The following is a 13042-nucleotide window of genomic DNA, read 5'->3' as shown; positions in this document are numbered from 1 at the left end:
GCCGAGGCCATGGCTCCTGCTGCAACTGCCGACGCGCGCATCGCCCGCGCGTGGGAGGTGCTCGACGGCGTGCCCGATCCCGAGGTGCCCGCGGTCTCCGTGTGCGACCTGGGCATCGTGCGCGACGTGCGCCTGGCGGGCGATGGCCTGGAGATCGTGCTTACCCCCACCTACTCGGGCTGCCCGGCCACCGAGGCCATCGAGCGCGACGTGCTCGCCGCCATCGAGGCGGCAGGACTGGGTCCGGCCCATGCCACGCTGCAGCGCGCCCCGGCCTGGACCACCGAGTGGATCACAGAGCGCGGCCGTGCCCGCCTGCTGGCCTACGGCATCGCGCCGCCCGGCCCGCTGCCTCCGGGCACCGAGGTGCCGCTGCGCTTCATGCCGCGTGCCAATGCCGCCGCCCCGGCCCTGGCCTGCCCGCGCTGCGGCAGCCTGCAGACCGAGCGGCTCTCGGCCTTCGGCTCCACGGCCTGCAAGGCGCTGTACCGCTGCATGGCCTGCCGCGAGCCCTTCGAACATTTCAAGCCCTTGTGAAGCACCCGCCTTCGCCCCCACACAAGACACCGACATGAGCGTCATCTTCCATCCCCTGCGCGTGCGCGCCATCGAGCCCGACACGGCCGAGGCCGTCATCGTCTCCTTCGACGTGCCGCCCGAGCTGCGCGAGGTCTTCGGCTTCACCCAGGGCCAGTACCTCACGCTGCGCACCGACATCGGTGGCCAGGACCTGCGCCGCTCGTACTCCATCTGCGCCGGCGTGGACGATGCCGAGCTGCGCGTGGGCGTGCGCAAGGTCAACGGCGGTGTGTTCTCCAACTGGATCAACGCGCAGCTCAAGGTGGGCGACACCCTGCAGGTCATGGCGCCGCAGGGCCGCTTCTTCGTGCCCATCCAGGCCCAGGCGCAGCGCCACTACCTGGGCATCGCGGGCGGCAGCGGCATCACGCCCATCCTGTCCATCATGAAGACGGTGCTGGCGCGCGAACCCCGCAGCCGCTTCACGCTGATCTACGGCAACCGCACGCTGCAGTCCACGATGTTCAAGGAGGAGATCGAGGACCTCAAGAACCGCTACCTCACGCGCCTGGTGCTGCACCATGTGTTCTCGGCCGAGCAGACCGACGCGCCGCTGAACATGGGCTTCGTGAACCGCGAGAAGCTCGCCGAGTTCCTGAAGGCCTTGGTCCCCGCGCAGAAGATCGACGAGGCCTTCATCTGCGGCCCCTTTCAGATGAACGATGAGGCCGAGGCCGCGCTGCTGGCCGGCGGCGTGCCGGCCGAGCGCATCCATGTGGAGCGCTTCGGCGTGGCCCTGCCCGCAGGAGGGCAGGTCGGCGCGGTGGTGCACGAGGCGCTGCCGGGCGATGCCAAGACCTCCCGCATCGCCATCGTCCGCGACGGCCTGCGGCGCGAATTCCCGTTCTCGGGCGAGCAGGCCAGCATCCTCGATGCGGCCTCGGCCGCCGGGCTGGAGGTGCCGTTCTCGTGCACCTCGGGCGTGTGCGGTACCTGCCGCGCCAAGTGCGTGGAGGGCGAGGTGCGCATGGAGCGCAACTTCGCGCTCGACAAGAACGAGGTGGCCGCCGGCTTCGTGCTCACCTGCCAGTGCCGGCCGCTGTCCGACAGCGTGGTGCTGTCGTTCGACGAACGCTGATGGTCGCTATGACGGCATCCACCGCTGCACACGGTGCCTGGCATCGGCAAGGAATGGGCCGCCGTGGGCCTGCGATGCCCCCGGATGCGGCAAGATGGCGCCCCTTCACTCCAGGATGCAAAGGAAAACTGCCCATGGCCCGAGGACGCTCCCCCGGATACGACGACCAGCGCGAAATGATCCTCCGCCATGCCGCCGAACTGTTCGCACGCCGCGGCTATCCCGCCACCTCGATGAACGAGGTGGCCGAGGCCTGCGGCCTGTCCAAGCCCACGCTGTACCACTACTTTCGCGACAAGTACAACCTGCTCGTGCACATCGCCGACGGCCATGTCTCGCGCCTGCAGGCGCTGGTGGAGGAGGTCGAGGCCCAGCAGCTCGCGCCCGAGGCGCGGCTGCGCGAACTGATCCACCGCTTCGTCGAGGAATACGCCGAGGCCCAGCACGCCCACCGCGTGCTGACCGAGGACGTGCGCTTCCTGCAGCCCGAGGACAGCGAGCGCATCCTGGGCAAGGAGCGCGCCGTGGTGGCCGCCTTCGCCACCGCGCTGGGGCAACTGCGCCCCGACACCGATGCCGCGGGCCTGACCAAGGCGCTGACCATGCTGCTGTTCGGCATGATCAACTGGATGTTCACCTGGCTCAAGCCCGACGGCGAACTCGACTACGGGACCATGGCGCCCATCGTTGCGGACCTGTTCTTTGGTGGATTTCCTGCCGTCCGAATGCCCATTGAACCGGCCCAAAGACCCGCGCGTCCATGACAATGGCCACGCACGTTCACCACCGCGTCCCCGATACCGGCCGACAAGAGCCGGACCAGCGCTGAATCTTCCTTGCTTGCCTGCGCTGACAACACCATCCTTTCTTTTCCACAGGAGACAAACGCATGAAAAAGACCCGCTTCGCACAACTCGCGCTCGTGGCCGCAGCCGCCGCCATGGCCTGCGGCGCTGCCCTGGCCGACATCACCGTCGGTGTCACGGTGTCGGCCACCGGCCCGGCCGCCTCGCTGGGCATTCCCGAGAAGAACACCATCGCCCTGATGCCGCGCACCATCGGCGGCCAGAAGGTCAACTACATCGTGCTCGACGACGCGTCGGACACGACCACCGCCGTGGGCAACACGCGCAAGCTGATCAGCGAAAGCAAGGTCGACATCATCCTCGGGTCGAGCACCACGCCCAACTCGCTGGCCATGATCGATGTGGTCGCCGAGGCGCAGACGCCCATGATCTCCATGGCCGCCTCGGCGCGCATCGTCGAGCCCATGGACGCCAAGAAGAAGTGGGTCTTCAAGACCCCGCAGAACGACATCATGATGTCGCTGGCCATCGTGGACCACATGGCCAACGCCGGCGTGAAGACCGTGGCCTTCATCGGCTTTGCCGACGCCTACGGCGAAGGCTGGTACCAGGAGTTCGGCAAGGCCGCCGCCATCAAGAAGATCCAGATCGTGGCCAACGAGCGCTATGCGCGCACCGACACCTCGGTGACGGGCCAGACGCTGAAGATGATCTCGGCCAAGCCCGACGCCGTGCTCATCGCCGGCTCCGGCACGCCGGCCGCATTGCCCCAGAAGGCGCTCAAGGAGCGCGGCTTCACCGGCAAGGTCTACCAGACCCACGGCGTGGCCAATGCCGACTTCCTGCGCGTGGGCGGCAAGGACGTGGAAGGCACCTTTCTGCCCTCCGGCCCGGTGCTCGTGGCTTCGCAGCTGCCCGCCTCGCACCCGGTGAAGAAGTCGGCCAGCGCCTACGTGGCCGCCTATGAGGCTGCCCACGGCAAGGACAGCGTCTCCACCTTCGGCGCCCATGGCTGGGATGCCGGCGTGCTGATGGCCGCCGCCGTGCCGGTGGCCCTGAAGAAGGCCAAGCCCGGCACCGTGGAATTCCGCACGGCCCTGCGCGATGCGCTCGAGCAGATCAAGGAAGTGCCCGGCGCGCACGGCATCTTCAACATGTCCGAGAACGACCACCTGGGCCTGGACCAGCGCGCCCGCGTGATGGTCAAGATCGAGAACGGGACCTGGAAATACATTCCCTGACCCCCTGAGGCGCTGCGCGCCTTCCCCTCCAAGGGGACGCCACCCGTGGCCTGGCGAAGCCGGTTCCACGGTGGCGCTGGTCTGGGGCGCGCCGGTTTCATGGTGTCCGTCTCTTCGGCGAAGAGCTGTCTGGAAATGCCATGAAAATGGCATCTGGAGCTTACTGGTAAAGCGCTGGCAGCTATTAAATTGGTAGTAAGCGCTGGTCGACCTGCTTCTCAAAGAAAGCTGAATATGGATTTGCAGATTGCCCTGCTGCTGGGGCAGGACGGCATTGTCAATGGCGCCATCTACGGACTGATGGCGCTGGCGCTGGTGCTGGTTTTTTCCGTGACCCGGGTGATCTTCATCCCCCAGGGCGAGTTCGTGGCCTTCGGGGCGCTGACCATGGCCATGATGCAGGGCGGGCGCATTCCCGCCACGCTGTGGCTGCTGCTGGGCATGGCCGCTGTGGTGCTGCTGGTCGAGGTGGTGCGCTTTCAGCGCGGCAGCCCCGTGAACTGGCCCGCCACCGTGGTCTGGTGCCTGGTGCTGCCGCTGCTGGCGTGCGCACTCATCATCGGGCTGCGCCCCACCTCGCTGGGCATGCAGGCGCTCACCACGCTGATCCTGATCACGCCCATGGGGCCGCTGCTGTACCGCCTGGCGTATCGCCCGCTGGCCGATGCCACGGTGCTGATGCTGCTCATCGTCTCGGTGGCGCTGCATGGCGTGCTGGTGGGCCTGGGCCTGTTGTTCTTCGGCGCCGAAGGCTCGCGCACGCCACCGTTCTCCGAGGCGCGCTTCGACCTCGGCGGCATCCCCGTCTCGGGCCAGTCGCTGGTGGTGCTGGGCGTCACGCTGGCGCTGGTGATGCTGCTGTTCCTGTTCTTCGGCCGCTCCATGGTGGGCAAGGCGCTGCGCGCCACGGCCCTCAACCGCGTGGGGGCGCGCCTCATGGGCATTCCCACCGAACTCTCGGGCGACGTGAGCTTCGCCCTGGCCGCGCTGATCGGTGCGGTCTCGGGCCTCTTGATCGCCCCGCTCACCACCGTGTACTACGACACGGGTTTCCTGATCGGCCTCAAGGGCTTCGTCGCGGCCATCGTGGGCGGCCTGGGCAGCTATCCCATGGCGCTGCTCGGCGCGCTGATCGTGGGCCAGCTGGAGGCCTTTGCATCGTTCTGGGCCAGTGCCTACAAGGAGGTTCTCGTGTTCACGCTGATCGTTCCCGTGCTGTGGTGGCGCTCGCTCAACAGCCGCCATGTGGAGGATGAGGAATGAGCACGCCCGTCAAGACGAATATGGCTGCCGGCACACACGATGCAGGCACATCGCGCGGCATCGCCACGCGCACCCAGCTCACGCTCGCCGCTGTGGCGCTGCTGGCCCTGTGCTGGGGCTTCCTGCCCGATTTCACCGTGGTCATGCTCAGCTACATCGGCCTGTACGCCATCGTCGCGGCGGGCCTGGTCATGCTCACCGGCGTGGGCGGCATGACCTCCTTCGGCCAGGCGGCCTTCGTGGGCGTCGGTGCCTATGCCACGGCCTGGATCTGCACGGCGCCCGCGTCGGTGCAGGCGCTCTCGGGCCTGGTCGGCATGGCCGGCCTGCCCTGGGTGGGGCTGGTGCTCGGCCTGGTGATCACCTTCGCGGTGGCCTGGGGCCTGGGCTCGGTCACGCTCAAGCTCTCGGGCCACTACCTGCCGCTGTGCACCATCGCCTGGGGCCTGTCGCTGTACTACCTGTTCGGCAACATGGAATTCCTCGGCGGGCAGACCGGCATCACCGGCGTGCCGCCGCTCGTCGTGGCGGGCTTCTCGCTGGCCTCGCCGCGCGCCATCGGCGTGCTGATCTGGGCGGTGCTGCTGGTGTCGCTGTGGCTGCTGCACAACCTGCTCGACTCGCGCGAGGGCCGCGCCATCCGCGCGCTCAAGGGCGGCCGGGTGATGGCCGAGTCCATGGGCGTGGACACGGCGCACTACCGCATCAAGCTCTTCGTGCTGGCGGCGCTGCTGGCGGCGATCTCGGGCTGGCTGTATGCGCACCTGCAGCGCTTTGTCAGCCCCACGCCGTTCAACCTCAACATCGGCATCGAGTACCTGTTCATGGCCGTGGTCGGCGGCGCCGGCCACCTCTGCGGCGCGGTGCTGGGCGCCACCCTCATCACCCTGCTCAAGGAAAAGCTGCAGGACGTGCTGCCCTCGCTGCTGGGCACCAGCGGCAATTTCGAGGTCATCGTCTTCGGACTGCTCATGGTCTTCGTGCTGCAGCGCTTTGCCGACGGCCTGTGGCCCACGCTGAACCGCCTGGGCGAGCGCTGGCTGCGCCGCGAGGCGCCGCGCGCGGTGCGCGAGGCTGCACAGCTGGGCCAGCGTACCTTGCCCGCGCCCGGCACGGTGCTGTTGCAGGCACGCAACGTGACCAAGCGCTTCGGCGGCCTGGTCGCCAACAACAATGTTTCCATGGACGTGAAGGCCGGCGAGGTGCACGCGCTGATCGGCCCCAACGGCGCCGGCAAGAGCACCTTCTTCAACATGATCTCGGGTGTGGACGACGCCACCGAGGGCGAGGTGCGCCTGGTGGACCAGGCCATGCTGCGCCGCCCCTCGCGCGCCTTCGCGCGCCTGGGCATGGCGCGCACCTTCCAGCACGTGCGCCTGCTGGGCCAGCGCAGCGTGGTCGAGAACGTCGCCCTGGGCGCGCACCAGCGTGCGCACCGCGGCTGGATCGCCTCCATGCTGCGCCTGGACCGCGCCGAGGAAGCCGCCCTGCTGGCCGAGGCGCGCCGCCAGATCGAGCGCTGCGGCCTGGGTGCCCATGCCGATGCGCCCGCCGCCTCGCTGGCCCTGGGGCAGCAGCGCATCGTCGAGATCGCGCGCGCCCTGGCCGGCCAGCCGGCCATCCTGCTGCTCGACGAGCCCGCAGCCGGCCTGCGGCATCTGGAAAAGAAGGCCCTGGCCGACCTGCTGCGCCAACTGCGCGCCGAGGGCCTGGGCATCCTGGTGGTGGAGCACGACATGGAGTTCGTGATGAACCTGGCCGACCGCATCACCGTGCTGGAGTTCGGCACGGTGATCGCCGAGGGCACGCCTGCCCAGGTGCAGAGCAACCAGCGCGTGCTCGATGCCTACCTGGGCGGTGCCGACGACGACCTGCCCGCCGCTGCCACTGAAGGAGCCACCGCATGACCGCCTTGCTGCAACTGCAGGACCTCTCCGTGTCGTACGGCCAGGTGGAAGCCGTCCACCAGGTCCGGCTCGATGTGAACGAGGGCGAGATCGTCACCGTCATCGGCCCCAACGGCGCCGGCAAGACCACCTTGCTGTGCGCAGCCATGGGGCTGTTGCCGGCCACCGGCTCCATCACCCTGGCCGGCGAGCGCATCGCCCGCCCCAGCGTGGAGGCCATGGTGGCGCGCGGCGTGGCCCTGGTGCCCGAAAAGCGCGAACTCTTCGGCGAGATGTCGGTGGAGGACAACCTGCTGCTGGGCGGCTTTTCGCGCTGGCGCAAGGGCCAGCGTGACCAGGCGCAACGCATGGAAGAGGTGTTCGGCATCTTCCCGCGCCTGCGCGAGCGCCGCCCGCAACTGGCGTCCACGCTCTCGGGCGGCGAGCGGCAGATGCTGGCCATCGGCCGCGCGCTGATGGCCCGCCCGCGCCTGTTGATGCTCGACGAGCCCTCGCTCGGCCTGGCCCCGCTGATCGTGCGCGAGGTGCTGCAGGTGGTGTCCTCTCTCCGAGCGCATGGCGTGTCGGTGCTGCTGGTGGAGCAGAACGCGCGCGCCGCGCTGCGCGTGGCCGACCGGGCCTATGTGCTGGAGATGGGCGCGGTGGCGCTGACGGGCGCCGCGCAGGACTTGCTCAACGACCGCCGCATCATCGACACCTACCTGGGCATGGGCGGGTCGGCGCACGCCCAGGCCGAGGCCGCGACCCACTGAGCCTGCAGAGGACCGCCGTGTAACGCAGCGACCGTCCCGTTTTCACCCTTTCGCAGGCCCTGGGGCTGCGGAAGGGTTTTTGCGTTGGAAGATCCATAGATACGACAGGAGACAAAGCATGAAGACAGGCGTTCGGCCGGGGTTGGCGCGCAGGGAGTTTTTGCGTTCGGGTGGGGCATTGGCCGCTGGCCTGGCGGGCACGGCCTGGGCCCAGGACAGCGCGGGCGTGACCGACAGCGAGATCGTGATCGGCCAGTCCTGCCAGCTGAGCGGCCCGCTCGCGGCGCTGACCAGCGAGGTGCGCCAGGGCGCGGCCCTGTATTTCGACCATGTGAATGCCTCGGGCGGCGTGCGCGGCCGCAAGATCCGCGTGGTCGCCCTCGACGATGCCTACGACCCCAAGAAGGCGGCCGAGAACACGAAGAAGCTGATCGACGAGGACAAGGTGCTCGCGCTGTTCCAGTACGCGGGCACCCCGCCCGCGCTGGCCGCCCTGCCGATCGCCGAGGAGCGCGGCGTGCCCTTCATCGCGCCGTTCACGGGCTCCGACGGCCTGCGCCAGGCCAGCAGCCGCTACGTGTTCAACATCAAGGCAGGCTATGCGACCGAGCTCGATGCCACCGTGAAGCAACTGGCCTCGGTGGGCATCGCGCGCATCGCGGCGGTCTACCTCAACAACCCCTTCGGCACGGGCGGGCTGGCCTCGGTCGAGAAGTCGGTCAAGAACCACAAGGTGGAACTCGTGGCCCAGGCCCCGCTGGAGGTGGATGGCTCGAAGATGGCGGACGCCGTGGCCTCGGTGGCCAAGACCACGCCCCAGGCCATCATCGTCATCAGCGCGGGCAAGCCCAGCGTGGATTTCGTCGATGCCTACCTGGCGGCCGGGCACCGCTCCACCTTCTACATGCTCTCGGTGATCAGCAACGCCCAGCTGGTCAAGGCGCTGGGCGAGCGCGCGCGGGGCGTGGTGGTGTCGCAGGTCGTGCCCTCGCCGTGGAACCAGAGCATGCCGATCTCTCGCGAGTTCCAGACCCTGGCCAAGGCCAAGGGCATCACCGAGTACACCTTCAGCCAGATGGAGGGATTCATCTCCGCCCGCTTCCTGGTCGAGGCGCTGCAGCGCGCGGGCGCCAAGCCCACGCGCGCAGGGCTGGTGCAGGCCATGGAGTCGATGAAGAGCGTGAACCTGGGCGGCTACCCCGTGGAGCTGTCGGCCACGCAGCACAGTTCGGGCAAGTTCGTGGATCTGCTCATGATGGGCCGCGACGGCCGGTTCACCAAATAGGCCGCACAGGCAGCACGCGCTGCTCAGGAGTTGAGCAGCGCACCTCCCTCGGAGGCTTCCAGCAAGCGCGTGAGCAGCGGGTGCATGACCTTGCGCGCGTTGTAGATCAGGTGGAACTGCTCCTGCACGTCGGGCGTCGTGCCCACCTGCACCAGACCATGGGTCTTGAGCAGATGCGCGCCCACGGTCACGGGGGCCGGCATCACCCCCATGCCCGTGGCGGCAAAGGTGCTCAGCAGGGCACTGTCCTCGAATTCACCGGCAATGCGCGGGCGAATGCGTTCGCGCTCCAACCAATGGTCCAGGCGCGCGCGCATGGCGGCATGGTCGGTAGGCAGCAGCACGGGCACCACCGCCAGGCTCTGCGGAAACTGCCGCGCCGCCGCTTCGGCCCACACGGGTGGGGCATACCAGGCCACGGCGCTCGTGCCCAGCAGCTGGCTGGTGGTCTTGAGGGCCGGGTTGGGCGGCGCGGCGCGGTCGGCCAGCACCGCGTCGAGCTTGTGCAGCGCGAGCTCGCCGAGCAGCGGCTGGAACTCCCCCTCGTGGCACAGCAGGCGCAGGTGGGGCTCGTCGAGCACGGGCGTGAGCAGCCGGTGCATGGCCAGCTTGGCGATGCCGTCCGAGATACCCAGGTTCAGCCGCAGCGTCTGGCCGCTGGCGGCCTCGCGCACGCGGTGGGTCAGCTGCTCGCCCAGGGCAAAGATGTGGTCGGCCTCGTGCAGCGCGGCCACGCCGGCCTCGGTGAGCACCAGGCTGCGCCCCTCGGTGCGCAGCAGGCTGGTGCCCAGGGCCTGCTCAAGGGAGCGCACCTGCGCGCTGATGGTCTGCACGGCCATGTCCAGCCGCTCGGCGGCGCGCGCGATGCCGCCCTCCTTGGCGACCACCCAGAAGTAGTACAGGTGGCGGTAGTTGAAGCTCTGGCTCATGGTCTTGCGTATCCCAATGGGTTGAAGGGGTATCGGTGCAGGAACTGGTTGGTTCGTAAAAACCGAACAAATAGTATTGTGAAGGCAGGTTTTTAAGATGCAAAAGCATCCCTACAGTGCGGGCTTGTCCTGAATGCCAACCCATTGCACCGGAGAGAACCCATGCGCCAAGCCGCACCCCTTCCCCTGTCCGCCCCGACCCCGGGCCTGCCACCCCTGCCGCGTTCGCGGCGCTGACGCCGTCGCGCGAAGGAGCAAGACTTCATGGAAACGATCGGAACCTGGTGGATGTGGGCGGGCTTTGCCGTCTTCGTGGTGGTGGCCATCGGCATCGACCTGCTGGTGATGGAGCGCCAGGGCGCGCACAAGGTCACGATGAAGGAGGCCGTGCGCTGGAGCCTGCTGTGGTTCTCGCTGGCCTTCGTGTTCGTGGGCATCCTCTGGTGGTACCTGGACGGCAGCCAGGGCCGCGAGGTGGCCAACACGGTGTCGATGCAGTTCATCACCGGCTACCTGGTGGAAAAAAGCCTTTCGGTGGACAACATCTTTGTGTTCCTGATGCTGTTCAGCTATTTCGCCGTGCCGCCGCAGTACCAGAAGCGCGCGCTCATCATCGGCATCATCGGCGCGATCGTGCTGCGCACGCTGCTCATCCTGGCAGGCGCCTGGCTGCTGGCCACCTTCCACTGGCTGCTGTACGTGTTCGGCGCGTTCCTCGTGGTCACGGGTGCCAAGATGTGGTTCGCGGCCGGGCAGGAGCCCGACATCGCGACCAACCCCGTGCTCAGGTTGCTGAAGAAGCGCATCCGCATCACCGACCAGTTCGACGGCGAAAAGCTCTCCACGCTGGTCCAGGGCGTCAAGCACTACACCCCGCTGTTCGTGGTGCTGGTGCTCATCGGCACCACCGACATCATCTTCGCGGTGGACAGCATCCCGGCCATCTTCGCCATCACCAGCGACCCGTTCATCGTGCTCACGGCCAACATCTTCGCCATCCTGGGCCTGCGTGCGCTGTACTTCCTGCTGGCGGACCTGGCCGACCGCTTCCACCTGCTGGCCTATGGCCTGGCCCTGGTGCTGGTGTTCATCGGCGGCAAGATGCTGCTCATCGACCTCGTGAAGATTCCGATCGGCTACGCGCTGCTGGTCACGGCATCGCTGATCGCGGGTTCGATCTTCCTGTCGCTGCGCAACTCGGCCCCGGGCGCCCACAAGCCCCTGGCATCGCCATCCAAGGACTGAAGGGAGTAGGAGACCATGCAATTGCTCGATGCCATCATGCTCTGTGTGCTGGTGGGCCTGGTGGGGGCGACGGTGACGGCGTACCGCGCCGGCAATGAGCGGCGGGACGTGCGCCTGCTGGCGGGCCTTGCCGCCCTGTGGGGCGCCGGCACGGCCGCGGCCCTGGCGTGGAGCTGATCAGGGTGGTGATGCAGATGCTGTGCACCCTGCGCCGCTGGTTGCGCGGCCTGGAACCCCGGGCCCGCGTGCACCTGGACCGGGGCTGGCTCGCCCGCTTGCGGCCCTGGCTGGAGCGGCGCGAGCTGTTCCGCTTTCAGCGCCAGCCGCTGGCGCGCGGTGTGGCGGCCGGCATGTTCTGCGGGCTCATTCCCGGCCCGCTGCAGATCCCCGGCACCCTGCTGGTGTGCGCGTGGCTGCGCGGCAACGTGGTGGCGGGCGGCGTGGCCACCTTCTATACCAACCCGTTCACCACCGTGCCGCTGTATGCCCTGGCCTTCTACCTGGGCGCGCTGGTGATGCCCGGCACGCAAACCCTGCCGCCATGGAGCAGCGTGGCGCCGGGCGGTGATTTTTCCGTGCAGGCGATGGCGGCCTGGATCCAGGCCCTGGGCACGCCACTGTTGGTCGGCCTGCCCACGCTGGGATTGCTGCTCGCGGCGCTGGGTTACGCCGTGGTGCAGGTGCTGTGGCTGGCCCCCGCCCTGCAGCGCAAGCGCCGGCTGGCGCGCTGCCGCTCAGCCGCCGCGTAACGGACGAATCGGCGCTGCTCGCTTTCCGAAGCGCGAAATCCCGCAGATCCTGGAGTCCACGGGCAGCGAAACCGGCGCGCTGCTATCGCCAGTGCCACCGCGGGACTGGCTTGGCCAGGCCGCGGGTGGCGTCCCCCTGAGGGGGAAGCGGCGCAGCCGCTCAGGGGGCTCAATCCAGCTTGACGCCCACCTTGGTGATCACACGCCCCCACTTCTCGCGTTCGGCGCGCGCGAAGCTCCCCATCTGCGCGGCGGTGCCGGGCAAGGGTTCGACACCCAGGGCCTGCAGGCGCGCACGCGTGCGCGTGTCGGCAAGGGCGGTTTGAAGGGCCTTGCTGAACTGGGCCACCGCCTCGGCCGAGGTGCCATGGGGGGCGACCAGCCCCTGCCACGCAAAGCCCTCGAAGCCCTGCAGGCCCTGTTCGGCAATGGTGGCCACGTCGGGCATGGTGCCCACGCGCTGCGGGCTGGCCACGCCGATGGCCTTGACCTTGCCGGCGGCAAGGAACGGGTACACGGTGGCGCTGTCGATCCACATGGCCGGGACCTGGCCGCCGATCACGTCCTGGATGGCCGGTGCCGCACCCCGGTAGGGCACGTGCGTGAGCCTGAGGCCGCTTTGCTCGCGGAACAGCTCGCCCACCAGGTGGTGCGGGCTGCCGGGCCCGGCCGAGGCCCAGTTCACGCCGTCGGGCAGGCCCTTGGCCCAGGCCATGAACTCCTTGAGGTTCCTGGCGGGCACGTTGTTGGACACCACGAGGAACATGGGGAAGCGCACCAGCAGGCCCACGGGCTGGAAGTCCTTCTCGGCGTTGTAGCTCAGCTTGCTGAACAGGAACGGGTTGGCCGCCAGCGTGGCGAAGTCGGCCGAGAAGATCAGGTTGCCGAAGTCCTTGTTGCGCGCGCTGTACTCGGCCGCGATGTTGGTGCCCGCGCCGGGCTTGTTGTTGATGACGATGGGGCGGCCCAGCGTGGCCGACATCGACTCGGCGATGGTGCGCGCGACGATGTCCGAGCCGCCGCCGGCGGCATAGCCCACCACCCATTCCAGCGGCTTGGTGTCCTGGGCATGGGCCTGGGGGAGGGTGGTGGCCAGGGCCAGCCCGGCAAGGGTGGCGAGGAAGTGTTTGCGCAGCATGGTGTCGTCTCCGGGGTGTCGTCAAAAGAATTGGGCAAAGCCGGGGCTTGCACCGTCCGTGCGGTGCCAA

Annotated in this window: 13 protein-coding genes; 11 read left to right on the top strand and 2 right to left on the bottom strand. The window is 68.5% G+C overall.

What is annotated here, in order from left to right:
- Positions 1-9 precede the first annotated feature (9 nt).
- The 8 genes from paaD to ACAM51_RS10650 all read left to right on the top strand — a co-directional run bounded on the left by paaD (position 10) and on the right by ACAM51_RS10650 (position 8911).
- A complete protein-coding gene (gene paaD, locus ACAM51_RS10685; protein ID WP_369643526.1) occupies positions 10-537 on the top strand; it encodes a 1,2-phenylacetyl-CoA epoxidase subunit PaaD in 528 nt (175 codons plus the stop codon).
- Between the two features lie 34 nt (positions 538-571).
- A complete protein-coding gene (gene paaE / locus ACAM51_RS10680) occupies positions 572-1657 on the top strand; it encodes a 1,2-phenylacetyl-CoA epoxidase subunit PaaE (protein ID WP_369643525.1) in 1086 nt (361 codons plus the stop codon).
- Positions 1658-1791: 134 nt separating this feature from the next.
- The gene (locus tag ACAM51_RS10675) at positions 1792-2421 is read left to right on the top strand and encodes a TetR/AcrR family transcriptional regulator (RefSeq protein WP_218296909.1); all 630 of its coding nucleotides are present in this window, start codon (positions 1792-1794) and stop codon (positions 2419-2421) included.
- A gap of 176 nt (positions 2422-2597) precedes the next feature.
- Positions 2598-3704 (top strand): ABC transporter substrate-binding protein, encoded by a 1107-nt coding sequence (locus ACAM51_RS10670; protein WP_218297008.1) that lies wholly within the window; start codon positions 2598-2600, stop codon positions 3702-3704.
- Between the two features lie 234 nt (positions 3705-3938).
- The gene (locus ACAM51_RS10665) at positions 3939-4967 is read left to right on the top strand and encodes a branched-chain amino acid ABC transporter permease (protein WP_369643524.1); all 1029 of its coding nucleotides are present in this window, start codon (positions 3939-3941) and stop codon (positions 4965-4967) included.
- Complete coding sequence (locus tag ACAM51_RS10660) at positions 4964-6874, top strand: ATP-binding cassette domain-containing protein (RefSeq protein ID WP_369643523.1); 1911 nt, start codon at positions 4964-4966, stop codon at positions 6872-6874. The genes ACAM51_RS10665 and ACAM51_RS10660 overlap by 4 nt, the downstream gene beginning before the upstream one ends.
- Positions 6871-7626 carry an ABC transporter ATP-binding protein gene (locus ACAM51_RS10655; protein WP_145697157.1) on the top strand — a complete coding sequence of 252 codons (756 nt, stop codon included), beginning with the start codon at positions 6871-6873 and terminating at the stop codon, positions 7624-7626. The genes ACAM51_RS10660 and ACAM51_RS10655 overlap by 4 nt, the downstream gene beginning before the upstream one ends.
- A gap of 118 nt (positions 7627-7744) precedes the next feature.
- A complete protein-coding gene (locus tag ACAM51_RS10650) occupies positions 7745-8911 on the top strand; it encodes an ABC transporter substrate-binding protein (RefSeq protein WP_369643522.1) in 1167 nt (388 codons plus the stop codon).
- 23 nt (positions 8912-8934) lie between these two features.
- Here ACAM51_RS10650 and ACAM51_RS10645 read toward each other — a convergent pair whose 3' ends face one another.
- Positions 8935-9840 (bottom strand): LysR family transcriptional regulator, encoded by a 906-nt coding sequence (locus tag ACAM51_RS10645; RefSeq protein ID WP_218341297.1) that lies wholly within the window; start codon positions 9838-9840, stop codon positions 8935-8937.
- A gap of 264 nt (positions 9841-10104) precedes the next feature.
- Here ACAM51_RS10645 and ACAM51_RS10640 point away from each other — a divergent pair, with 264 nt between their 5' ends.
- The 3 genes from ACAM51_RS10640 to ACAM51_RS10630 are packed head-to-tail and all read left to right on the top strand — an operon-like array spanning position 10105 to position 11834.
- A complete protein-coding gene (locus ACAM51_RS10640) occupies positions 10105-11085 on the top strand; it encodes a TerC family protein (protein WP_218296915.1) in 981 nt (326 codons plus the stop codon).
- A gap of 15 nt (positions 11086-11100) precedes the next feature.
- Positions 11101-11262, top strand: a complete 162-nt coding sequence (locus ACAM51_RS10635) for a hypothetical protein (protein ID WP_218296916.1) — start codon at positions 11101-11103, stop codon at positions 11260-11262.
- Entirely contained in the window at positions 11253-11834 is a 582-nt protein-coding gene (locus ACAM51_RS10630; RefSeq protein WP_369643521.1) for a DUF2062 domain-containing protein, read from the top strand. Before ACAM51_RS10635 ends, ACAM51_RS10630 begins: the two co-directional genes overlap by 10 nt.
- 169 nt (positions 11835-12003) lie before the next feature.
- Here ACAM51_RS10630 and ACAM51_RS10625 read toward each other — a convergent pair whose 3' ends face one another.
- The gene (locus ACAM51_RS10625) at positions 12004-12972 is read right to left on the bottom strand and encodes a tripartite tricarboxylate transporter substrate binding protein (RefSeq protein WP_218296917.1); all 969 of its coding nucleotides are present in this window, start codon (positions 12970-12972) and stop codon (positions 12004-12006) included.
- Positions 12973-13042: the final 70 nt, after the last annotated feature.

It is taken from the genome of Acidovorax sp. A79 (assembly GCF_041154505.1).
GTDB lineage: Bacteria > Pseudomonadota > Gammaproteobacteria > Burkholderiales > Burkholderiaceae_C > Acidovorax.
Note: the sequence above shows the minus strand (reverse complement) of the source record. Positions and strands in the feature narration are given on the sequence as shown.